Origin of the sequence: Winogradskyella eckloniae (assembly GCF_013249045.1) — a bacterium.
In the GTDB taxonomy this organism is placed as follows: domain Bacteria; phylum Bacteroidota; class Bacteroidia; order Flavobacteriales; family Flavobacteriaceae; genus Winogradskyella; species Winogradskyella eckloniae.
The window spans coordinates 476756-500135 of sequence record NZ_JABRWP010000001.1 but is presented as its reverse complement, the minus strand read 5'-3'; the positions used below and the strand labels follow the sequence as shown (position 1 = coordinate 500135).

Here is a 23380-nt window from a genome sequence, read left to right as displayed (position 1 = left end):
GCTAAATTTATTTTCTATATTAGATATCTACTGACTATAATTTTTAGAAAGACTAACCTTCTTTTATTTTTTTAAAAATTACGTTCTTCTGCCATTTTTACAACACCAACTGTTAAAATCAAATTCGCAAATCGACGTTGCTCACCTGTTTGAATAATTAATGTTGTATTAGGATCTCTAATTTTATCATAAAATGACCAACGCTCCATTTCTTCCCAAGAAATATCACCCAATAATTCTTTATAAGCCTCATGTATTTCCGCATTTGCTTCTTGAGGTTTCTCCATAACTATTGCGCCTTGAATTGGGCATACCTCTAAAATACCTTCTAAAACTGTAAGGGCATCTAATAATCCAGGACGAAAATTAAGGTGCACTGTAGTAGAGTTAGGACCTGTCATGGCGCCAACAGGTAAATTTCCATCCGCAATAACAACTTGTGCAAAATGACCTGAACGCGCCAAAACTTCCATAATTGTTGGATGAATCACTTGGGTTTTTAACATAACATTTTACTATAAATTAATTACATATTATAAACACCTCCATTAATATCTAACGTTGCGCCAGTAATAAAGCCATCATATTCAGATGCTAAAAACAAAACTGCTCTTGCAACATCATCTGCATTACCTGCACGTTGAATAGGAATACCAGCTGTAGTTTTAGCCGCAGACTCTTTTGTAGTGTGCGTGTTATGAAAAGAGGTTCCGAGGATTAAACCTGGAGCTACCGCATTTACACGAATACCTTTAGGCCCAAGTTCTGTTGATAATGCACGAGTATATGTTAAGATTGCTCCTTTACTAGTCGCATAAACTAAAGACCCAGGATGACCTCCTTTACGACCTGCAAGAGATGCTAAATTGATAATACTGCTGTTTTCATTTTTTTCTAAATAAGGCGCAGAAGCTCTTGTCACAAATTGCATTGAGGTCATATTAATATCCATTACCTTATGCCAGAAATCTGCTTCTAACTCATTTAATAATTTTCTGGCTACAAGTGATCCTGCATTATTAATAAGAATATCTAAACTACCTAATGCTTCAACTGTTTTTTCTACCAAATTATTAGCACTAGCTTCTTTTGTTAAGTCACCACTTATAGCTACAGCTTTTAGGCCTTTACTATTCGCATAATCCTTTAATTGATTTGCTGTATCTGAACTAGAAAAATAATGGATAGCTACATTTGCTCCACTATCAATAAAGTGCTTTGTAATAGATTCTCCAATACCTTGCGCACCAGCTGTAATAAGTACGTTTTTACCTTTTAATTTTGAATTGTTTTGCATATTATTTTTTTAAATGATCATTTTTAGAGAAATAGCCTTCATTAGATACTGCGTCATCACTAATAGAAATACTAGCAGTTTTAAACCACACTTCTGCGTAGTTACCATCAGCATATTGTTTTTGAATATCACCACCATGAGTTTCGGCTCCAGAACACCAATTTCTATTGACTTCAGGAGATTTTCCATTGGTTTGGTTATAACAACCTAATTTAAAAAAGCAGCCTTCTCCAGTATAAGCACTATCGCGCTCCACACCATCTTGATTAATTGGAACAAATAATTTTTGAGTTTGTTCTGGTATATCTTCTTTGGTAGCATATTCAGATTGCACTAAGTTTTTAGTGAACGTTTTAGTCTCGTGACCTTCACTAGTAAATTTTAAACTCATAATTCCATCTTTTACATAAACCTCATAACTAAACTCTTCTCCGAGTGCTATACCATCTTTTGGTTCTTCCGGATATGTATTTGCTTCTTTACCTACAACAGAAAAATCATGCCCCCAAACTGCAGTAGAAAAATCCCATCTTTTAGAATTATCATTTCCTGCAGTATTAATTTCATAATGCCAAAATACAGACCCTTTGGTATGACCAGGGAATTTTTTGTAGAATATTTTTAATGGTTCGTTCTCAAATGCATCTGCACTATGAATTTGTCCCACTACTACAGCGTGTGATGCTGCAACACGCGCATCTCCAGTTGCAGATACATTTTTTACTTTTAGTGTTGCCGTCATTTTATCATTTGCAGTTTTTGGATACCATTTTTTAATTTGCCCTAATTCTGTTCTGGTATTGTTAGAGGTTCCATGTGTGCTGCCTGCATTTGGGGCTTTAAAAACTACCCAATCCACACCATCTTCATTTTGCGTATAAAAAAAGTCTTTATTTTCAAAATCATTAGCAAAACCTACATTGTTACCATCTCCTAAAATTAATTTCCAATGGTCAAAAAACGGAATGACATTACTCGCATAAACCGTTTTTTCTTCTTCTTTATTATCAGATTCTTTTTTCTCGTTTTTACAACTATTTAATGTTAATAGAACACTAAAAACTAGAATTGATACTTTTATAATACTATTCCTTTTATTCATCTTACTGTTATTTATTACGTGTTATTTATTAAATTTTTATTTAAATCAATTAAAGTATTTTGAAATAATAGCTACAACGCCTGTGTAAGATACAACACAAGAGAAAAACAATGCCGCAAATAAACCAATATTCACCCCCAAACTTGTCTTGTACCCTTTCATTACCTTTTTACTATTCACTAATAGAATAATTCCCAGCACAACTAATGGTAAAATAAACACATTAAAAACCTGAGATAAGATTTGAATTTCAATAGGGTTTCCACCAAAAGCAGGACCAATTAAAGCCACTAAACATGCAATAAAAGTTATGATTCTAAATTGCTTAGAGCTTGTATCTAATTCACCAGATTGATAATCTGCGACTAACAAAGGTGCGATTAACAAACAAGGAAAAATTGAAGACAAACCTGCACTTAATGCTCCGAAAAAGAATATAGTTACAGCCCACTTACCAGCAACTGGCTCTAAAGTATTTGCCATATCTAATACATGATTTACTTCTCTACCTTCATAAAACAGCGCTCCTGCAGCTACAGCCATAATAACACCACTAATAAGAAAAATTAATATTGCTGCTGTAATAGAATCCTTTTTCTGTTGATCTAAATTTTTAATCGTCCAACCTTTTCCTTTTACAAATAATGGTCTTGACAGAAATGTGGCTGCTGCCATTGTGGTACCAACAAATGCCGCAACTAACATTTTACCATCTGGAACATCTGGAATTGATGGCAACAAACCATTTATTACATCCATCGGTAATGGTTGCACAAAACATAAAGACAAAATAAACGACAAACCCATTAAGGTTACAAAAATGACTAATACTTTTTCAAAAAAAGTGTACTTACCTACTAACATTAATAGGTAAAATGTAATAATGATAATTATAGCTGTAATTAATACGGTTTCATACTTATAAGCGCCAAGACCTTCGAAGTTAATAGCTAAAATTTCATAAATAATATTAGAAGATATACCTAAAATCCCCATTAAAGAATTCCATTGACCAAAGGTTATACCTATGATAATGGCTATGGCTAAAATTTTACCATATTTAAAATGTTTTTTAAAACCATAGAGTGCTGTTTCACTGGTTATTAGCGCATAGTTACCATAAACAAACATTAAAATTCCAGAAAAAAAACAACTTAATAAAAGCACCCAAAGTAATTGCATATTAAATTTACTTCCAGCAACAATCATAGATGTTACACTGCCTGTTCCGATAGTATATCCAATAGCAAAAATACCAGGTCCGAAACCTAATATAATTGCAATAATTTTTTTAAGTAGAGATTTATTTGGTGTTGTTGCGTCCATATTATTAGTTGTTGATTAGTAGTTATTGGTTCTATATCCAGTTAGTATGATAACTTTTTCCTGAATTATCATCTAGCCTTAGATAAGTATGTGCTCCAAAATAATCGCGTTGCGCCTGAATAACGTTCGCCGAAGCATATTGTGTTGTAATTCCATTTAAAAACTGAACGGCTTCACTTAATGCTGGAGTTGTTAAATCATTTAATAAACATTCTGAAACTACCTTCTTTGTTGAAGGTTTAAATTTTTGCACTTGGTTTATAAAGTCAGTATGTGTTAGAATATTAGTTGTTTCTTTAAAAACACCGACTAATTCTTCCATTAACGTAGACCTAATGATACAACCGTTTGTCCATATTCTAGCAATCTCACTAAGATTAAGATGCCATTCAAATTTAATTGAAGCTTCTGATATGAGTTTAAAACCTTGATAATGGTTTATAATCCTTGCAAATTGAAAAGCTTCTAAAATCTCATTTGTTGTTATATTTAATGCTGAAGTCTTTTCTGTATTAAACAAATCACTTAGTTGTAATCTTTCATCTTTATAAAAAGAAATGTATCTTGAAAATAAAGCTGAACTGATAAGTGTACTTGGCACACCTAATTCCGCTGAGGCAATGGTAGTCCAGTTTCCGGTTCCTTTATTTCCTGCTTTATCCAAAATCTTTTTCACCAACCAATCATTCCCTTCTTTCTTTTTAAAGATTGACGTTGTTATTTCTAATAAATAGCTACTTGCCGAATTATGCCAAGACTCTAAAGTCTGAGAAATTTCATCAGGATTTTGACCTAAAGCTTCTAAAATAGTAGACACTTCTGCCAAAAGTTGCATTTCTACATATTCAACACCATTGTGTACCATTTTTATAAATTGCCCACTTCCTTCTGGACCAACATACGTACAACATGGTAAACCGTTTTTGTCTTTAGCGGAAATGGTTTCTAAAAATGGAGCTACCTTATCGTACGCATCCTTGTCTCCACTCGGCATTATAGATGGCCCTTTTAAGGCACCTTCTTCTCCACCAGAAACTCCTGTTCCTATGAAGTGAATACCTTTTGATTTTAAGTAATCGTAACGTTCTTTTGTTTTTTTATAGTTTGAATTTCCGCCATCAATGATAATATCATTTTCAGATAAATGAGGCAATAAATCTTCTATAACATAGTCTATCGTTTTACCAGCATTAACCATAAGCATAATACGCCTTGGTTGCTGTAAAGAATTTACAAATTCTCCGATATCATCAAATGCTTTTGACTGTGACAATTCGGTGTATTGTGCTTTGAAATTTTTAGCAACATCAACCTCTACGCCTTCTACATGTCTATTAAACATAGAAATTTTAAATCCGTTATTGGCTAAATTTCTACAAAGACTTTTACCCATAACGCCTAAACCAAATAATCCAAATTCTGAGGTGTTCATTAAATCGTGTTTTATCTTTTTAATAATATTCTCTGGAGTTAAGCTAATATCCATTGTTATAGCGTTTTCAGGATGCTCTAAAGTTTCAAATTGTGATTTTAGTAATTCTGAAGGCATAAAATGGTTTGCCCGACTATTTACTCTTTCAAAAATTTGATTAAATGTTCCTGCTAAATGTATCCATTCTGTTTCATCTTCAATAGTATCACTTAATATTGTACGATACTTTTGCTTTAATGCCGAACAGACAATGACACAACTATTTATTTTTAGTTGTTGTTTAGCTAACGCATTCAAAGTCTCCAACCAACCTTGTCTATCTTGATCATTTAAGGCTTGTCCACTAGCCATTTTTTCAATATTACTTTTCGGATGATAGTCGTCTCCATCAAAAAAAGGAATACTTAATTCTTTTGCCAGTAAATTTCCTATTGTGCTTTTTCCACAACCTGAAACTCCCATAACAAATATTACTTTCTTCAAGGCTTTAGTTTTAATTGTTTATTGCTGTAGCTGCACCAATAGAACTTTCTCTAAACCATACTTCTGTATAACATCCGTTGGCGTATTGTTTCTCTATATCACCATTATAAGTTTCTGATCCTGTGTACCAAACTAAATTGTCTTCTGGGTTTTTTCCGTTTGTCTGATTGTAAGCCCCTTGTTTAAAATTTTGTAATTCACCAGCATAACCACTTTCTCGTTCTAATCCATCTCGACCAATAGAGGCATACAAGGTTTTAATTTGTTGCGGTAACTCTGTTGTAAACTCTGACTTCATTAAGTTTTTTGTAAAAATTTTAGTCTCATGACCGTCACTTTTAAAAGTTAAATACATGATACCTTTATAAACATTTACTTCATAACTAAATTCTTCTCCCAAAGCAATTCCTCCTTCAGGCTCTTCTGGATATGTATCTGAACTTGGTCCGACAACAGACATGTCATTACCCCAAACCGCAGTTGAAAAATCCCATCTACTTGAGTTGTCTTCACCTGCCGTATTTATTTCATAATTCCAAAAAACTGAACCATTTTTATGCCCTGGAAATTTTTTGTAAAATATTTTTAATGGTTCATTTTCATGGCCTTCTGTTCCATGAATTTGACCCACCACTACAGAATAAGAAGCTGCCACCCTAGCATCACCAGTGGTAGACACATGTTGTACTTTTAGTGTTCCGGTTAATTTACCACCTTCCATAGGTTTCCAATGCTTTTTCTGACCCATTTCGGTTCTAGTATTTTTAGATGTTCTCGAAGTTATACCAGAATTTGGCGTTTTATAAACAACCCAATCTGTATCATTTTCGTGTTCAACATAAAAAAAACCTTTGTGTTCAAAATTGACTAAATCCTCTGCTTTTGTTCCATCACCACAAAGTATTCTCCATTGGTCAAAAAACGGAAGGACATCACTTGGATATTTAGTAGTCTCTTCTGTTTTAACTACTTTTTCTGTATTCTCAGTTGCTTTAGAATTGTCCTTACACGAAACAATTGTTAATACGGTTAATAATGAAAATATTAATTTCTTCATGGTTTAGATTTATTTTTATTGGTCTTTTTTAATACATCAATTTCTGCTTCAAATTTTCTTCAGTTTTAATTTGACCCGAATTAGACAACGTATTATTAGATTCTACATTATTTTTTGCGCCCCAAAGTATTGAAACAAACTGTACATTATTATTTTTAAAGATGTTGTTATTGATATCTACATTAACAATACCTCTGTGATTTAATAACATGCCGTTTTTCTCTTTAGCACCACAATTAGTAAATGTACTATTGGTTACTAACAAATTACCACCAATTGTAGATTCGTCATAACCACCTCTATAATAATCAATCACATTTTGTTTTACGTTTGTAAATTGGCAATTATCAATGGTTAAATACTCTGTATTATAATCGCCTCTATCGTTTGTTTCTTCTGATAATTCTATTCCGTTTTCACAGTTAGAAATTGCTGTGTTTTTAAATGTAATTTCTTCAGAAAATGATTGCTTATATACCTTTAGTGCATAATTAAAATTACTGATTTCAGAATCTATAACATCTAAGCCAAAGTGGTTAGACATGTTCTCTTTTAAACTAGCAAAAGCATATTGAGAACCTGTTCCTGTTAACTTAATTCCTTTTAAAGTTAATTTACCATAAGGTTGTAATTCTACAGCTGGTGTATTTGCTGCTCCAGAATATACAATTTCAACATTTCCTTTAGATTGAATGGTAACCGATTTATTAATAACTATTGCTTTTGAAATTTCATAAACACCTTCATTTAATTCTAATACATCACCACTTTCAGCTGCTTTTAATTTTGCCTCTAATTCAGAAGCACTAGTCACGGCATGCAATGTTGGTGTTTTTTCTTCTACTTCATTAGAATACCAATCTGCACCATATTTTGATTTATCTAATAGGCTTAAGTTAATGTTTTCTGCATTTAAAATCGCACCTATTTGGTTTGATTTCTCTCTAGAAGCATCTAATAAATCATTTGATATAGATTCAAAATCATAGCCTTTATAAACTTCTACATCACTAAAACCAGACGTTGGCACCGAAAGTGCTGTTCCGATATCTGTTAATGACAATTCTTTGGTAATTAATCCATGGTTGTTTTTTACGTCTACACCATTGTTATCTATAACATTACTTGCAAAGGTTACTCCATCTGCTTTATCGTGCTCAATAATTGGGTTAGCATCGCCTTCTGAATTATAAATGACGTTATTTACAACTTCAGTTCTCAATGGCCTTGCAGAACGAATTTCAGATTTTGGTAAGACATCTGCTTGAGCAATATTGGTACCAACGCCAAATTGCAACGGCGAATCTGAATCTACAAACGTATTGTAAGCCACAACAACATCAGTTACTTGATTGTATCTATTTAATGGCGATTTTGGAATACCGTTCATAATCGCAATCGGACTTCTAAAATTCTTTCCTTTTATTTTGTAGAATAAGTTATTGATTACCCAGTGACCTGTGTTGATAATTCTAATGCCTCCATATTGGTCATTAACTCCGTCTCCAATAAAGTAATTTCCATCTACTGTCACGTAGTTACCATGACGCGTAACCACAGAACCTTCACTTTTATAAAAGACGTTATTCTTTATAATATTGAAATTGGTTTTACTCGAAATAATTTCTACTTCACCATTACACTCTTCAAATAAGTTGTTAGCGATTAACGTATTACTAGGCGACATAGACGTGAAGCTACTCCCTAACTGAATGGTTTCTCCTCTTGCTCCACCTTTTCTTGGCCTTGGACCAAAGTGATTATTAATTATTTTGTGATAGTTTCTAATACTTTGATTTCCTTTTAAATCTACTCTTACGGTTGGTCCTCCATTGGTTTTACCTGCAATGTAACAGTTACTTAATTCATTATGTTTTCCGTAAAATTGTACCCAAAGATTATCTTGGTCACGTTCTAAATTGTTAAAATCTAAAATAACACAGTTCGTTACTTTAGAGTGATTGGCAACCTCCTTTTCACTTGTTCTAAAGGCAATAACATTAGGTTTTGGCGAATGTCCATTTCTAAAAAACAAACCACTTACTTCTATATAATCTCCACTAATTTCTAAACTAGAGACGCCTTCAATAAACACCTTACCTGGTGTTTCTGCTCTTAAGATAATTGGAGCTTCTTCCGTACCTTTCCCAACGAGCTTAATTTCTACGTCTTTATAGATACCGTTAGCTAATACTATTTCATCTCCTGGCTTAATATTGGCAACAGCACTCTGCAATTCTTCTGCGCTAGCAACCAATGCACTAGATTCTGTTTTCGCTTTCTCGCCACAGGAAAAACATATTAAGAAAAGACTAAAAATTAATAAGTAATTTTTCATTTTAAATTTTTATATAAATTATTATCACATTACGCTTAGCGTATCGTATTTAACGCATAAAAAAAGCTTGTTTCACTATAGAGTAATTCCCAAAAACCAACGCCATTACTGTATAAATTAGCAGACTGTAGACAAATGAAAATTAAATTATAAATCCAGTTTTTTAATAGCTTTAACAACTCTAAACCTCAAATTCAAAAACTGGTTAACCAATTTGGTTAACCAAAAATAGATTATTTTTTTATTCTAGAAGAATCTATCAGGTTAAATTTGCATACAATTTTGGTAATTATCTAAACAAATACGTCTTTATAATCCATTGTTATTTCCAAAATGTTTCGATTTCCTCTAGCGACTTTCCTTTCGTTTCTGGAATAAACTTGTAAGTAATAATAACAATCAGTAAGATAAAGGCAATAAAAATGTAATATGGTAGTGAACCACTCCATGTCGCATTATTATTCATTTCACTTTCCATTACAACAGGAAAAGTTTGCGATACCACATAATTGGCAGCCCATTGTGCTGCTACAGCCACAGACATTGCCACACTTCTAATTTTATTAGGAAACATTTCCGATAACAGCACCCAAACCACAGGTCCCATAGATAAGGCAAAGGATGCTATAAAAACCAACACACCTATTAGAGAAATAACACCTACGGCATTTAATTGAAGCGATACGGCTAACAATAGAAAACCTATAATCATACCAACAGAACCAATATATAGTAGCGGTTTTCTTCCAAATTTATCCACCGTATACATAGCAATAAAGGTAAACACCAAATTAACAAACGCTAACAAAATTTGTTGTTTCAAAACATCTTCTTTTCCAAAACCTAAAGCTTTTTCAAAAATATCCGCTCCATAATACAAAACAGCATTTATCCCTGTAAATTGTTGCAATACAGAAAGACCTGTACCTATAATTATTATTGCAAAAATCGCCTTAGAGAAGTAATTCACTTTTATTTTGTTGCTACCTTCTGCTTTTAAGGACGTTTTAATTTCTTCAATTTCAATTAAAGCTGCGTCTTTACTATGTATTTTATTTAATACTTCTAATGCTTTTGCCTCTTGTCCTTTTAAAGCCAACCATCTCGGGCTTTTCGGGATAAAAAACATTAACAATAAAAACAAGCCACTTGGTATTAACTCTGACCAAAACATTCGTTTCCAACCAAAAGCTATGTTCTCTACTTCTGTTAAGCCATTTCCAATAAAATAAGTTGCTAAAAACACCACAAAGAAACCAACCACTATTGCTAATTGATAATAGGTAACCATGCGTCCTCTAATATTACTAGGTGCAATTTCTGCGATGTACATTGGCGCATTCATAGAGGCAATTCCAATTCCTAAGCCACCAATTATCCTAAATAAAACGAGAACACTAACAGTTTCTGGGAACAAATTAGGCAAACCAGAACCCCAAGCCGATAATGAAAATAGAATTGCTGAAATAATCAATGACCATTTACGACCAATTTTTATACTGAGAGGACCAGCCACTATGGCTCCTACAAAACACCCTAATAACGCACTACCGACAACCCAGCCTTTTGTGGCTGCATCGAGTTCAAAGTATTTACTTAGATAAAATTGTGCACCATTAATTACTCCAGTATCATATCCAAAAAGCAATCCTCCCAAAGCAGACACAGCTGCAATGAGAATTAAGTAAGTTTTTTTATTCATTTTGTTGTTTATTTATTAGTTAGCTGCTTTAAAAATAAGGCAATTAAATTAATAAAAACTAGATCTTTTTTCTTTTAATATTTTTAATAGCTATTTTTAAGACGTTATGTCGTTATTCTATATATTTCTAGGATTCTAGAATAGCATTAGTGAAACGCTAACAAGTAGTATATTTTTAGTGTACAGATATAAAAAAAGCTCTAACATTTCTGTTAAAGCTTTCCGTACTCAAGGTGGGAATCGAACCCACACGTCTTGCGACATTGGATTTTGAATCCAACGTGTCTACCAATTCCACCACTTGAGCGATTTTTATTGGTAAATAAATTTGCCAACTATATTTTTGGCGAATTAATTTTTGGACTGCAAAAATAGAAAATTATTTCTGTGAAACAATCAAAATTTAGTCATATTAATACTTATTGAAGTAAAATAATTTTCTAAATTTGGATCAAAATTAAAGGGCACCAAACCATCAACTAAATAACTGATATCAAATGTTACACGAAACTAAAGAAGCGAAATTTTTTGCATGTACGCAAAGTACAGATCTTGCTGAACAAATTGCAAAAGCCTATGGAGCTAAACTAGGTAATGTAATTACATCAACATATAGTGATGGTGAATTTCAACCTTCGTACGAAGAATCTATAAGAGGTACACGCGTATTTATTATTGGGTCTACACATCCTGGTCCTAAAAATTTAATGGAATTACTATTAATGATAGATGCCGCAAAACGTGCATCTGCCAGACACATTACTGCTGTAATGCCATATTTTGGTTGGGCAAGACAAGATAGAAAAGATAAACCCAGAGTTCCTATTGCTGCAAAACTAGTAGCAAAAATGTTAGAAGCGGCAGGTGCTACACGCATCATCACAATGGATTTACATGCTGATCAAATTCAAGGGTTCTTTGAAAAACCTGTAGATCATTTATTTGCCTCTACCATATTTTTACCTTATTTAAGAAGTCTAAATTTAGACAATTTAACAATTGCATCGCCTGATATGGGTGGTTCAAAACGAGCATATGCCTACTCAAAAGCGTTAAAGAGCGATGTTGTTATTTGTTACAAACAACGTGCTAAAGCTAACGTCATTTCGCATATGGAACTTATTGGAGATGTCACCGGAAAAAATGTTGTTTTAGTTGATGATATGGTAGACACTGCTGGTACGCTTACTAAGGCGGCTGACTTAATGATGGAACGTGGCGCTCTAAGTGTAAGAGCTATTTGTACACATCCAATTTTATCTGGTGCAGCATATGAAAGATTAGAAAACTCAAAACTTGAAGAACTAATAGTTACTGATTCTATCCCTTTAAAAAATGAAAGCAAAAAACTAAAAGTTTTAACCTGCGCTAGTCTGTTTGCTGAAGTGATGCATCATGTTCACAACAACGAATCAATTAGTAATAAATTCGTGATGTAAAAAACGTATTAGCTATACATTTTACCAAGCACCTTTATAGGTTATTATGCGCTACTATTCTCTTTCACGTCGTATATGTTTTCAATAAAATTGAATTCATTAAAAAATAGTGCATAAATACTAGTATTTTCAAAGAATATGTCTAAATTTGCAGCCCTCTAAAGCAAAATAAGCTATAGAGTATAAACCCTCAAAATGAGGGCATTAAATTTATTTAACAAACATTTTAAAAAAATGAAATCAATTACAATTAACGGATCTCAAAGAGAAAGCGTAGGCAAGAAAGCAACGAAAGCCTTACGTAATGCTGGTCAGGTTCCTTGCGTGTTATACGGAGGAGACAAAGCGTTGCATTTCTCAGCGCCAGAATTAGCGTTCTCAAAACTTGTATATACAGCTAGCGCACATACAGTTGTGATTACATTAGACAATGGGGAAGAGTACAACGCAATTATGCAAGATATTCAATTTCACCCAGTAACAGACAAAATTACCCACATTGACTTCTATCAAATATTTGATAATAAAGCAATTACTATGGAAATCCCTGTTCGTACAGTTGGATCTTCTAAAGGTGTAATGAATGGTGGTAACTTAAGAATGCCTTACCGTAAACTTAGAGTAAAAGCTATTCCTTCTAAATTACCAGATTTTATTGAAGTAGATATTACGCCATTAAAAATTGGAAGCAAACTTTACATCACTGAATTACAAAATGAAGATTATTCATTTTTACACCCAGACAACACGGTTGTATGTCAAGTAAGACGTAGTAGATTAGCTGTTATGGATGCTGACGATGACGATGAAGATGAAGCAGAAGAAGGTGTAGAAGCACCAGCAACTGATGCTGCAGAATAGATAAAACCTATCTCAAATAATTTAAAAGCATTCTATTTATAGGATGCTTTTTTTATTTTTACAAAAATTGATAGCATCATGTACACGCTCATAAAAAGATGGCTCGGTTTTGAAAAAAATGTAATACTAACAGAAGAAGATAAAATGAAAAAATTCTTAATTGTTGGCTTAGGTAATATAGGAGATAAATATATAAATACCCGACATAATATAGGGTTTAAAATTCTCGATTATTTAGCAGATTCTAATAGTGTAACATTTGAAACGGCAAAACTAGGCGATGTTACATCTTTAAAAGTTAAAGGACGAACTTTAATACTTTTAAAACCAAGTACATTTATGAACCTAAGTGGCAAAGCCATAAAATACTGGCTAGAAAAAGAAAAAATACCGTTAGAAAATTTACTTGTTATCACAGACGACCTTAATCTACCATTTGGTTCACTGCGCTTAAAAACTAAAGGTAGCGATGGCGGACATAATGGCCTAAAAGATACTCAAGACAAATTACAAACTGTAAAGTATAATAGGTTTAGATTTGGTATTAGTAATGAATTTAGCAAAGGTAGACAAGTAGATTATGTATTAGGCGAATGGAATGATGAAGAAACCACTAAACTAAAAGAACGGTTAAAAATATCATCAGAACTTGTTAAATCTTTCGCGCTAGCAGGTGTAAATAATACAATGAATCAATTTAATGGAAAATAAAATGTAGCTTCGTTATTGAAGAAATTTTAACAACACAGAATACGGTACAAATTTGAATTCAACACTACCAAAAGTAACAACCATAGGCACTTTTGATGGCATACATATAGGTCATCAAAAAATATTAAAACAAGTTGTACAACTTGCTAAAACTAAAGGTTATATTCCTGTGGTCTTAACGTTATTTCCTCATCCTAGAATGGTACTTCAAAAAGACGATTCTATTAAATTATTAAATACCATTGAAGAACGTATAGAGCTTCTAAAAACCTATGGTATTGAAGACGTCATTGTTAAGACGTTTACTAAAGATTTCGCCAATCTCTCTGCTAAAGATTATGTAAAACAAATATTAATAGATGAACTAAATACTAAAGAAATTGTTATTGGTTACGATCATCATTTTGGTAAAAACCGAAGTGCAAACATTACCGATTTACTCGATTTTGCCAAACTCTATAAATTTAATGTTCAAGAAATTTCAGCACAAGATCTAGAGCAGGTAACAGTAAGTTCTACCAAAATTAGAACAGCTTTAAACCTAGGACAAGTTGCCTTAGCAAATTCGTATCTAGGATATAATTTTTTTATTTCAGGTACTGTAATAAAAGGAAAAGGTTTAGGGCGAACAATCAATTTTCCTACAGCTAATATTCATATTTCAGCAAGCTATAAGCTTATACCAAACAATGGCGTTTATGTTGTAAAATCTAAGATCAACAATAAATGGGTTTATGGCATGATGAATATTGGCACTAACCCAACGGTTAATGGAAAAACACAATCTATAGAGGTTCATTATTTTAATTTCAATAAAGACTTATACAATACTGAGATCAAAATAGAATTCCTAAAACGCCTTCGCAACGAAGAAAAATTTAAAAACATTGAAGTTTTAAAAGGTCAACTATATAAAGACAAAGAAGATGCCATGGCATTTATAAATGCATTAGATGAATAAATTTCTATTTAAAAATATAGACAACTCCGGACTCATTGTTTTTAGAATCATCTTTGGGCTATTATGTGCACTCGAAGCTTTTGGAGCTATTCTTACGGGTTGGGTAAAACGTACTTTAATAGATCCTGAATTTACATTTTCTTTTATTGGTTTTGAATGGTTACAACCTTTACCAGAATTTTGGATGTATGTGTATTACATTGTCATGGGTGTTTTTGGGCTCTTTATAATGTTAGGCTTTAAATATAGGTTTAGTATGCTCATGTTTGCTGTCATGTGGACAGCGACATATCTGATGCAAAAATCTTCATACAATAATCATTACTACCTTTTAGTGCTATTAAGTTTTATAATGGTCGTTATGCCAGCCAATCAATATGCCTCCATTGATGCAAAACTAAAACCTTCAATACAACGTCATTCCATGCCAAGTTGGTGTAAATGGGTATTTGTTCTACAATTATTTATAGTGTATACATTTGCTTCCATTGCAAAATTATATCCAGACTGGTTAGACACCTCTGTTATTAAACTCTTAATGAGAAGCAAAGCAAACTATCCAATAATTGGTGAACTCCTACAACAAAATACGGTTCATTATTTTCTGGCTTATGGCGGAATTCTATTTGATGGACTTATTATTCCGCTATTACTTTTTAAACCAACCAGAAAATTCGCTTTTGCAATTTCTATTTTCTTTCATTTATTCAATTCCATAGTTTTTCAAATAGGTATATTTCCATATATGTCTTTGGCTTTTAGTTTGTTCTTTTTTGAACCTCAACGCATTAATAAGGTATTCTTCAAAAAGAAACCCTTTTACGATGCTGTTGCGGTTACCATACCAAAGTATAAACCCCTATTACTCGCTTTATTCTCTGTCTATTTTTTCATTCAAATTGGGCTTCCAATTAGACATCATTTTATTACAGACAACGTGTTATGGACAGAAGAAGGCCATAGACTTTCTTGGCGTATGATGTTAAGAGCAAAACATGGAAGAACGACATATACGGTTATTAATGCCGACACAGAAGAAAAAATTCCATTTAGAATTGATGATTACCTCACAAAAAAGCAACAAAGAAATGCAAAAACAAAACCAGATATTATGTGGCAATTTGCGCAACACCTCAAACAAGATTTTGCTAAAAAAGGGATCTCAATAAAAGTGTATGTAAAGTCATATATAAGTATAAACGGTAGATCTGTATCTAAGTTTATAGATCCAAAAGTAGACTTAGCCAATGAAACGTGGTCGCATTTTAAACATCATTCCTGGATATTACCCTCTCAGTTAGATTAATGAAATTTTGGGCAAAATTCTTTTAAAAAAAACAGATACTCGATGAAGCCCTAATTCACACGTCAAAATAGCTATAATTTAATTTTTATCTGCTTAAAATATTTTTACATTTGTTACCTGCTCGTACTGAGCTTTATTGGTATAAAAACCTAAATTAATAGATATGTTACAAGTTGCTTTTATTAAAGACAATAAAGAAGACATCATAGCACGTTTAGCCAAACGAAATATTGATGCTACCGAAATGATTAATAACGCCATTGCGTTTGACGAAGAGCGTAAAGCATTACAAACTTCTTTAGATAATTCAAAAGCAGAATCCAATGCATTATCTAAAGAAATAGGCCAACTTTTTAAATCTGGTGAAGTACAAAAAGCGAATCTTTTAAAAGAAAAAACTACCCAATTAAAAGAAGCAACCAAAACATTTGAGCAAGAGCTTAACGACAAAGTAGATTCCCTTTCAGAGTTATTATATAAAATACCAAATGTACCTAACGAAATTGTTCCGGCCGGAAATACGGACGAGGATAATGAAGAGACATTTAGAGAAGGAGACATACCTAAATTACACAGCGATGCATTACCTCATTGGGAATTAGCTAAAAAATACAATATCATTGATTTTGAATTGGGAAATAAAATCACTGGAGCAGGTTTCCCTGTATATATTGGCAAAGGCGCGCGTCTTCAACGTGCACTTATTGCATATTTCTTAGACAAAAATACAGCGGCTGGCTATACAGAATATCAAGTACCACATCTGGTAAATGAAGCTTCAGGTTTTGGTACTGGTCAATTGCCAGACAAAGAAGGACAAATGTACCACGTAACCTTAGATAATTTATACCTCATACCTACAGCAGAAGTGCCAGCTACAAATGTTTTTAGAGACACACTGTTAAACGAAAGTGATTTACCAATAGGTATCACAGGGTATACACCATGTTTTAGACGAGAAGCAGGTAGTTATGGCGCACATGTAAGAGGGCTAAATAGATTACACCAATTTGATAAAGTAGAAATATTGCGCGTAGAGCATCCTAACAATTCTTACCAAGCCTTAGATGGCATGGTAAATCATGTCAAGGACATCTTAAAAGAATTAAAACTACCCTATAGAATCCTTAAATTATGTGGTGGCGATTTAGGGTTTACCTCTGCATTAACGTATGATTTTGAAGTATTCTCTACAGCACAAGATCGTTGGCTAGAAGTATCATCTGTTTCTAATTTTGAAACCTTCCAAGCCAATCGATTAAAATTGCGTTTTAAAAACAGTGAGGGTAAAAATGAATTATGTCACACCTTAAATGGTAGCTCACTAGCCTTACCTAGAATTTTAGCAGGTATTTTAGAAAACTACCAAACTGAAGAAGGTATAAAAATACCAGAAGTATTACAACCTTACACAGGTTTTGATATGATTTCATAATGACTAAAGTTTCTAAATTATTTCATTTTTGTTAAAAAAATAGGCGATTCAACGATTTTATTTGTATTTCTTCGTTTAAATCAAATTATTTTCAGAAATTCATATTGCCAAATTTAGAATAACCTATTTATGAAAAATCTAAAACGTATTGTAATATTAGTTACTCTGATTACAATTATATATAAAGTTTTGTACTAAGCAAACCGTAATAATTTTAAACAAAACCTAGTCAGAATAACTGAATCATATTTATAAAATAATGGTTAATAGCACATTTATTTTGCTGGTAAAATGCCTTTACGTTTCGTTTAGGCATTTTTTTATGACTTTTTTTATAATATCTCGATTTAGCATTTGTTATATTTGATGTAGTACTTGACATAAAAACAAATGACTAAATATTATACAGTAATATTATTAATTTTTACATCACTTATTGGTTTTGCACAAAATAGCGAAACACAAGCAGAAAGCTATTACAAAAAAGGCGAGTTTAACAAAGCACTAATAATCTACCAAAACCTTTTCTCAGAAAAACCAAGCAGTTATAAGTACGTTGACAAATTAGTAGACATACACCAGCAACTAGAAGCATACAACGAAGCCGAAATATTATTAAAAAAGCAACTAGCAAAAAAAAGAGATCCTATGCTAGTCGTGGCTTTAGGCTATAATTATCAACTGATTGACAGTTTAGATCGCGCCAAAGAACTTTATGAAGAAGCCATAACCTTTGCAGACACCAAGCCCTATTATATTTATTCTATAGCTAAAAAATTCGAAGATTATTCGCTCCTTAATGAAGCGATACGTTTATACGAAAAAGGAAAAAATCTAACCATAGATAGAAACTACAATATACAGCTAGCACGTATATATGGTGACTTAGGTAATGTTGAGAAAATGTTTGAAAACTATGTAGAATATGTGGAGTATAAACCCAACTATCTCAGTAATATAAAGCGTGCGATTAGTGATTTTATTTCAGAAAGTAGTACCAATGAAAATAATATTTATCTCAGACGTGCCTTATTAAAAAAAATACAACAACAGCCGCAACCATACTGGTACGAAATGTTAAGTTGGTTGTACGTACAAGAAAAGGCCTATAATAAATCGTTTATCCAAGAAAAAGCACTTTATAAACGTAACCCAGAAAGTTTAGATCGTGTTATATCACTTGCAAATATGGCACATAAGGATAATGATGATTCTACAGCTAAAGCTATTTTTAATTTTGTTTTAGAGACCACTCAAGACCAAAGTACAGCGTTAACTGCTCATCAGCATATTTTAGAAATTGACTCTAAAAATGCAGATAAAAACAGATTAAACCAAATCGATGAAACCTATCAAAGTCTCTTTAAAGAATACGGTAAAACTCAATTTACAATTGGCTTACAACTAGCTTACGGAAAATTTTTAGCCTTCAATAAAAAAGATACAAAACGGGCTACCGAGTTTTTAAAAACAAGTTTAAAACAAGATATAAGCTATTATAGAAAATCAAAAATAAAATTGCTACTGGCAGATATATTAGTGCTTCAAGAAAAATTTAATGAAGCCCTTATATTTTATTCGCAAATTCAGGCAGAAATGAAGAATAGCACAATCGCTCAAGAAGCCCGATTTAAAGTCGCTAAAACTAGTTATTATAAAGGCGATTTTGATTGGGCAGAATCACAACTTAAAATCCTTAAATCTTCAACCTCACAATTAATTGCCAATGATGCGCTAGATTTAAAATTACTCATTTCAGATAATAAATTTGAAGACAGCCTTCAAACCTCTCTAAAACTATATGCAAAAGCAGATTTGTATGCTTTTCAAAATAAAATAGACGATGCCATTTCAATATTAGATTTAATTTTAGAAGAACATAAGACTGAAAATATCATTCCACAAACACTTTTTCAACAAGGTAAACTCTACGAAAAAAAGGAACTATACACTAAGGCAGAAGCCAATTACCAAACTATTCTAACAAATTATAGCGAAGGCATTTTAATCGACGATGCTATATTCTATTTAGCAGAACTCTACAATACGCAACTCGCTCAACCAGAAGAGGCAAAGGCTTTATACGAGAAAATCATTTTTGAACATCAAGACAGTATCTATTATATAGAAGCTAGAAAAAAGTTTAGGATGTTACGAGGTGATAGTATTAATTAGCGCAACGATACTAACACTAGAGCTTAACACTTACCATTCGCAATGATTAATTTCATATAATACCTCGCGTACATTAATACATAAAACTTTAAAACGTAAATAAACATACATCCTTTTATAAATCCATATTTTTGCACCAAATTCTATAGCATGATAATATACAACGTTACCCTAAACATAGATAAAAGCGTTCATACAGAATGGCTAGAGTGGATTAAAGATCATATTCCACAAGTCCTAGCTACAGGTAAGTTTAAAGAAGCCAAGCTTACTAAAGTATTAGTAGATGATGACACTTCAGAAACCTATTCTGTACAGTACAGAGCACACTCTAGAGAAGCTTTAGATGCCTATTATGCAGAACATGCAGAACCGTTAAAACAAGAAGGATTAAAGCGTTTTGCAGATAAAGTATTATCTTTTAGAACAGAATTAGAAGTTGTAGATGAATATGTAGTAAACTACAATTAGATTCAATTTAGTCAATAGCACTGCAACAGTTCATAATCCTATACGTATTTTTACAAAACATCAGCTTTGCGTGTTTGCACCTTTGCTATAAAAATAAACTTTATCATGACCGTAAAAGCAAAAAAACATCTCGGACAACATTTCTTAGAAGACGAGTCTATTGCCAAAGATATTGCAGATAGTTTATCTTTAGAAGGCTACAAGGATGTATTAGAAATTGGTCCAGGAATGGGTGTTTTAACAAAATATCTCCTTAAAAAAGATACCACAACACACGTTATAGAAATAGATACAGAATCTGTAGATTACTTAAAAAACAATTACTTAAACCTTGCGGATAGAATCATAGAAAAAGATTTCTTAAAATACGATTTAAATCTTGTTTTTAAAGACAAACCTTTTGCCATTATTGGTAATTTTCCCTACAATATTTCCTCTCAAATTGTATTTAAAACATTAGAATTAAGACATCAAATTCCTGAATTTTCAGGTATGTTTCAAAAAGAAGTTGCCATGCGCATTTGCTCTAAAGAAGGTTCAAAAGTCTATGGCATCTTATCTGTTTTAACGCAAGCATTTTATGATGCCGACTATTTATTTACCGTTCCGCCTACAGTATTTAATCCACCACCAAAAGTAGATTCTGGCGTGCTAATACTTAAACGAAAAGAAAATTACACCTTGCCATGCGATGAAAAACTATTCTTTAGAGTCGTAAAAACGGGTTTTCAACAACGTAGAAAAACATTACGTAACAGTTTAAAAACATTCAATCTATCGGATAATTTAAAAGCAAATACTATATTTGGGCAACGACCAGAACAATTAAGTGTTTCGCAATTCATTGAACTCACATCGCTAATTGAAAACGATAAAATTTAAACTCTAAATTAAGAGTGGAAGACATTCAAGACAACATACAATTTCAGCTTACAGATGCCCTTATTGAAAAGGTAGAAGTCCTTGTCGAAGACCAAAACGACAAAGCTTTAAAAGCCTTATTAAATGAGTATCACTATGCAGATATTGCCGAAATTCTTGATGACCTCGATATAGAAGATGCCGTATACGTTATTAAACTTCTAGATTCTGAAACCACATCAGAAATCCTCATGGAATTAGATGAGGATATTAGAGAAAAAATTCTAGGTAATCTTTCTACAAAAGAAATTGCAGAAGAAGTTGAAGAATTAGATACCGATGATGCTGCAGATATGATTGCCGAACTTCCTGAAGAACGGCAAGCTGATGTCATCTCTCAAATTGAAGATCAAGATCACAGAGAGGAAATAAAAGAACTTTTAGCTTACGATGAGGACACGGCAGGTGGTCACATGGCAAAAGAACTTGTTAAAGTATACGAAACATGGACCGTTGCAGGTTGTTTGCGCAGAATTAGAGGTCAAGCAAAAGATGTTACAAGAGTACATTCTGTATACGTTGTAGACAAACAAAATAAGTTAATTGGCAGACTATCTTTAAAAGATTTAATTACTTCTAAAAGTGATCAAAAAATAGCAGATATCGCAAAAGATAATGTCGATTGGGTACATGTTAATGATGATGTAGAAGATGTTGCAAAAGTTATGGCTAAATACGATCTCGAAGCCATACCTGTTGTAGACGATAATCAAATTTTATTAGGAAGAATTACCATTGATGATATTGTAGATGTATTAAAAGAAGAAGCCGATAAAGATTACCAACTTGCTGCAGGTATTACGCAAGACGTAGAAGCAGATGACAGTGTTTGGGAACTCACAAAAGCGCGTTTACCTTGGTTAGTTTTAGGTCTTTTTGGAGGTCTAGGGAGTGTTTTTATTATGAAAGGCTTTGAGGACGTCATGGAAACCGTACCTTCTTTATTTTTTTACACACCACTAATTGCGGCCATGGCAGGTAATGTTGGTGTACAATCTAGTGCTATTATTGTTCAAGGTATTGCCAATGATAACGTAAAAGGAAGTATGGCAAATAGGCTTTTAAAAGAAATTGGTTTAAGCCTTATTAACGGATTTGCACTCGCTATTTTGGTTATTCTTTTTGGGCTTTTAATCAACCAAGATACCACAGAAAGTATTGCCATTGCTGTTTCAATGATGTCTGTGATTGTTGTAGCTGCCTTAGTTGGTACATTTGTCCCAATAATCTTAGACAAAAGAGGCATTGATCCTGCGATTGCAACAGGACCTTTTATCACAACAAGTAACGATATCTTAGGCATTTATTTATTCTTTGTCTTATCTGGATTGATCATTGGTTTTTAAATCAAAAGGGTTACATCAATTAAAAAGTCTTCCTTATTTTTAAACCTTAAATTAAAGGATTCTTTTAAGTTACAATTAATGAAAGTATTACACCTAGATTCTAACCATCCGCTACTCTTAAATCAGCTTAATGATTTAGGATTCACAAATCACACAGATTACACCTCTTCTAAAGCCGAAATTGAAGCCAAAATTGCAGATTACGATGGGTTTATAATTCGAAGTCGTTTCTCTATAGACCAACACTTTTTAGATGCCGCTAAAAACCTAAAATTTATAGGACGTGTTGGTGCAGGTTTAGAAAATATAGACTGTGATTATGCCAAAGAAAAAGGCATTCATCTCATTTCTGCTCCAGAAGGCAACCGAAATGCCGTAGGCGAACATGCCTTAGGGATGTTACTGTCGCTCTTTAATAAACTGAACAAAGCTGACAACGAAGTAAGACAAGGCAAATGGTTACGAGAAGACAATAGAGGATTAGAATTAGATGGTAAAACCGTTGGACTCATTGGCTATGGCAATATGGGAAAAGCATTCGCTAAAAAACTAAGAGGCTTTGATGTAGAGGTATTATGTCACGATTTAAAAGATAATGTTGAAGATGCCAATGCTAAACAAGTGCCTTTAGAAGTATTACAAGACAAAGCAGATGTACTAAGTTTACATACACCACAAACCGAGTTAACCATAAATATGGTAGATTCAGAATTTATAAACGGGTTTCAAAAACCGTTTTGGTTAATTAATACAGCACGTGGAAAATCTGTTGTAACCAAAGATTTAGTTTCAGCATTACAATCGGGTAAAATATTAGGTGCTGGTTTAGATGTTTTAGAATACGAAAAATCGTCTTTTGAAAATTTATTCACTTCCGATAATATGCCAGTGGCGTTTCAATATTTAATAGAAGCCGAAAATGTTTTACTAACACCACATGTTGCAGGTTGGACTATTGAAAGTAACATAAAACTTTCGCAAACTATTGTAGATAAGATTAAAGCTAAATTTTGCTAA

At 32.7% G+C, this 23380-nt stretch carries 19 protein-coding genes and 1 tRNA gene; 11 read left to right on the top strand and 9 right to left on the bottom strand.

The window, feature by feature from the left end:
- Positions 1 to 71: 71 nt before the first annotated feature.
- From HNV08_RS02235 to HNV08_RS02195, 9 genes are all read right to left on the bottom strand, one after another.
- A complete protein-coding gene (locus tag HNV08_RS02235) occupies positions 72 to 506 on the bottom strand; it encodes an RbsD/FucU domain-containing protein (RefSeq protein ID WP_173279475.1) in 435 nt (144 codons plus the stop codon).
- Positions 507 to 526: 20 nt separating this feature from the next.
- Positions 527 to 1297, bottom strand: coding sequence for an SDR family NAD(P)-dependent oxidoreductase (locus HNV08_RS02230; RefSeq protein WP_173279474.1), 771 nt, complete (start codon positions 1295 to 1297; stop codon positions 527 to 529).
- Between the two features lies 1 nt (position 1298).
- Positions 1299 to 2399, bottom strand: a complete 1101-nt coding sequence (locus HNV08_RS02225; RefSeq protein ID WP_173279473.1) for a polysaccharide lyase family 7 protein — start codon at positions 2397 to 2399, stop codon at positions 1299 to 1301.
- Between the two features lie 45 nt (positions 2400 to 2444).
- The gene (locus tag HNV08_RS02220; protein ID WP_173279472.1) at positions 2445 to 3725 is read right to left on the bottom strand and encodes an Nramp family divalent metal transporter; all 1281 of its coding nucleotides are present in this window, start codon (positions 3723 to 3725) and stop codon (positions 2445 to 2447) included.
- Between the two features lie 31 nt (positions 3726 to 3756).
- On the bottom strand, positions 3757 to 5640 hold the full coding sequence (gndA, locus tag HNV08_RS02215) for an NADP-dependent phosphogluconate dehydrogenase (RefSeq protein WP_241697159.1): 1884 nt from the start codon (positions 5638 to 5640) through the stop codon (positions 3757 to 3759).
- A 10-nt stretch (positions 5641 to 5650) separates the two neighbouring features.
- Positions 5651 to 6697, bottom strand: a complete 1047-nt coding sequence (locus HNV08_RS02210; RefSeq protein WP_173279471.1) for a polysaccharide lyase family 7 protein — start codon at positions 6695 to 6697, stop codon at positions 5651 to 5653.
- Between the two features lie 28 nt (positions 6698 to 6725).
- Complete coding sequence (locus HNV08_RS02205; RefSeq protein ID WP_173279470.1) at positions 6726 to 9035, bottom strand: chondroitinase-B domain-containing protein; 2310 nt, start codon at positions 9033 to 9035, stop codon at positions 6726 to 6728.
- A gap of 322 nt (positions 9036 to 9357) precedes the next feature.
- Positions 9358 to 10737, bottom strand: coding sequence for a sugar porter family MFS transporter (locus HNV08_RS02200; RefSeq protein WP_173279469.1), 1380 nt, complete (start codon positions 10735 to 10737; stop codon positions 9358 to 9360).
- Between the two features lie 225 nt (positions 10738 to 10962).
- Positions 10963 to 11044: transfer RNA gene (locus HNV08_RS02195), tRNA-Leu, on the bottom strand.
- A 190-nt stretch (positions 11045 to 11234) separates the two neighbouring features.
- On the opposite strand from HNV08_RS02195, the gene HNV08_RS02190 reads away from it, so the two are divergent.
- The 11 genes from HNV08_RS02190 to HNV08_RS02140 all read left to right on the top strand — a co-directional run bounded on the left by HNV08_RS02190 (position 11235) and on the right by HNV08_RS02140 (position 23380).
- Positions 11235 to 12176 carry a ribose-phosphate pyrophosphokinase gene (locus HNV08_RS02190; protein ID WP_173279468.1) on the top strand — a complete coding sequence of 314 codons (942 nt, stop codon included), beginning with the start codon at positions 11235 to 11237 and terminating at the stop codon, positions 12174 to 12176.
- Positions 12177 to 12410: 234 nt separating this feature from the next.
- On the top strand, positions 12411 to 13037 hold the full coding sequence (locus HNV08_RS02185) for a 50S ribosomal protein L25/general stress protein Ctc (RefSeq protein ID WP_173279467.1): 627 nt from the start codon (positions 12411 to 12413) through the stop codon (positions 13035 to 13037).
- 144 nt (positions 13038 to 13181) lie between these two features.
- Positions 13182 to 13748 (top strand): aminoacyl-tRNA hydrolase, encoded by a 567-nt coding sequence (gene pth / locus HNV08_RS02180; RefSeq protein ID WP_241697158.1) that lies wholly within the window; start codon positions 13182 to 13184, stop codon positions 13746 to 13748.
- A 52-nt stretch (positions 13749 to 13800) separates the two neighbouring features.
- Positions 13801 to 14709, top strand: coding sequence for a bifunctional riboflavin kinase/FAD synthetase (locus HNV08_RS02175; protein WP_173279465.1), 909 nt, complete (start codon positions 13801 to 13803; stop codon positions 14707 to 14709).
- Entirely contained in the window at positions 14702 to 16015 is a 1314-nt protein-coding gene (locus HNV08_RS02170) for an HTTM domain-containing protein (RefSeq protein WP_173279464.1), read from the top strand. The genes HNV08_RS02175 and HNV08_RS02170 overlap by 8 nt, the downstream gene beginning before the upstream one ends.
- Positions 16016 to 16178: 163 nt before the next feature.
- Positions 16179 to 17450, top strand: a complete 1272-nt coding sequence (gene serS / locus HNV08_RS02165; protein ID WP_173279463.1) for a serine--tRNA ligase — start codon at positions 16179 to 16181, stop codon at positions 17448 to 17450.
- Positions 17451 to 17840: 390 nt separating this feature from the next.
- Entirely contained in the window at positions 17841 to 19625 is a 1785-nt protein-coding gene (locus HNV08_RS02160; protein WP_173279462.1) for a tetratricopeptide repeat protein, read from the top strand.
- A gap of 150 nt (positions 19626 to 19775) precedes the next feature.
- The gene (locus HNV08_RS02155) at positions 19776 to 20096 is read left to right on the top strand and encodes a DUF4286 family protein (RefSeq protein ID WP_173279461.1); all 321 of its coding nucleotides are present in this window, start codon (positions 19776 to 19778) and stop codon (positions 20094 to 20096) included.
- A gap of 105 nt (positions 20097 to 20201) precedes the next feature.
- A complete protein-coding gene (gene rsmA, locus HNV08_RS02150) occupies positions 20202 to 20978 on the top strand; it encodes a 16S rRNA (adenine(1518)-N(6)/adenine(1519)-N(6))-dimethyltransferase RsmA (RefSeq protein ID WP_173279460.1) in 777 nt (258 codons plus the stop codon).
- Positions 20979 to 21013: 35 nt separating this feature from the next.
- On the top strand, positions 21014 to 22363 hold the full coding sequence (mgtE, locus tag HNV08_RS02145) for a magnesium transporter (protein ID WP_173279639.1): 1350 nt from the start codon (positions 21014 to 21016) through the stop codon (positions 22361 to 22363).
- Positions 22364 to 22441: 78 nt separating this feature from the next.
- Positions 22442 to 23380 carry a 2-hydroxyacid dehydrogenase gene (locus HNV08_RS02140; RefSeq protein ID WP_173279459.1) on the top strand — a complete coding sequence of 313 codons (939 nt, stop codon included), beginning with the start codon at positions 22442 to 22444 and terminating at the stop codon, positions 23378 to 23380.

What these genes read in the sequence shown, in the direction of transcription:
- HNV08_RS02200 (WP_173279469.1), bottom strand. Translation starts at nt 10,737, where the DNA reads ATGAATAAAAAAACTTACTTAATTCTCATTGCAGCTGTGTCTGCTTTG.
- HNV08_RS02160 (WP_173279462.1), top strand. Translation starts at nt 17,841, where the DNA reads ATGACTAAATATTATACAGTAATATTATTAATTTTTACATCACTTATT.
- HNV08_RS02140 (WP_173279459.1), top strand. Translation starts at nt 22,442, where the DNA reads ATGAAAGTATTACACCTAGATTCTAACCATCCGCTACTCTTAAATCAG.
- HNV08_RS02170 (WP_173279464.1), top strand. Translation starts at nt 14,702, where the DNA reads ATGAATAAATTTCTATTTAAAAATATAGACAACTCCGGACTCATTGTT.
- HNV08_RS02235 (WP_173279475.1), bottom strand. Translation starts at nt 506, where the DNA reads ATGTTAAAAACCCAAGTGATTCATCCAACAATTATGGAAGTTTTGGCG.
- HNV08_RS02205 (WP_173279470.1), bottom strand. Translation starts at nt 9,035, where the DNA reads ATGAAAAATTACTTATTAATTTTTAGTCTTTTCTTAATATGTTTTTCC.
- serS (WP_173279463.1), top strand. Translation starts at nt 16,179, where the DNA reads ATGTTACAAGTTGCTTTTATTAAAGACAATAAAGAAGACATCATAGCA.
- rsmA (WP_173279460.1), top strand. Translation starts at nt 20,202, where the DNA reads ATGACCGTAAAAGCAAAAAAACATCTCGGACAACATTTCTTAGAAGAC.
- HNV08_RS02210 (WP_173279471.1), bottom strand. Translation starts at nt 6,697, where the DNA reads ATGAAGAAATTAATATTTTCATTATTAACCGTATTAACAATTGTTTCG.
- HNV08_RS02155 (WP_173279461.1), top strand. Translation starts at nt 19,776, where the DNA reads ATGATAATATACAACGTTACCCTAAACATAGATAAAAGCGTTCATACA.
- HNV08_RS02225 (WP_173279473.1), bottom strand. Translation starts at nt 2,399, where the DNA reads ATGAATAAAAGGAATAGTATTATAAAAGTATCAATTCTAGTTTTTAGT.
- HNV08_RS02230 (WP_173279474.1), bottom strand. Translation starts at nt 1,297, where the DNA reads ATGCAAAACAATTCAAAATTAAAAGGTAAAAACGTACTTATTACAGCT.
- HNV08_RS02190 (WP_173279468.1), top strand. Translation starts at nt 11,235, where the DNA reads ATGTTACACGAAACTAAAGAAGCGAAATTTTTTGCATGTACGCAAAGT.
- HNV08_RS02185 (WP_173279467.1), top strand. Translation starts at nt 12,411, where the DNA reads ATGAAATCAATTACAATTAACGGATCTCAAAGAGAAAGCGTAGGCAAG.
- HNV08_RS02220 (WP_173279472.1), bottom strand. Translation starts at nt 3,725, where the DNA reads ATGGACGCAACAACACCAAATAAATCTCTACTTAAAAAAATTATTGCA.
- pth (WP_241697158.1), top strand. Translation starts at nt 13,182, where the DNA reads ATGAAAAAATTCTTAATTGTTGGCTTAGGTAATATAGGAGATAAATAT.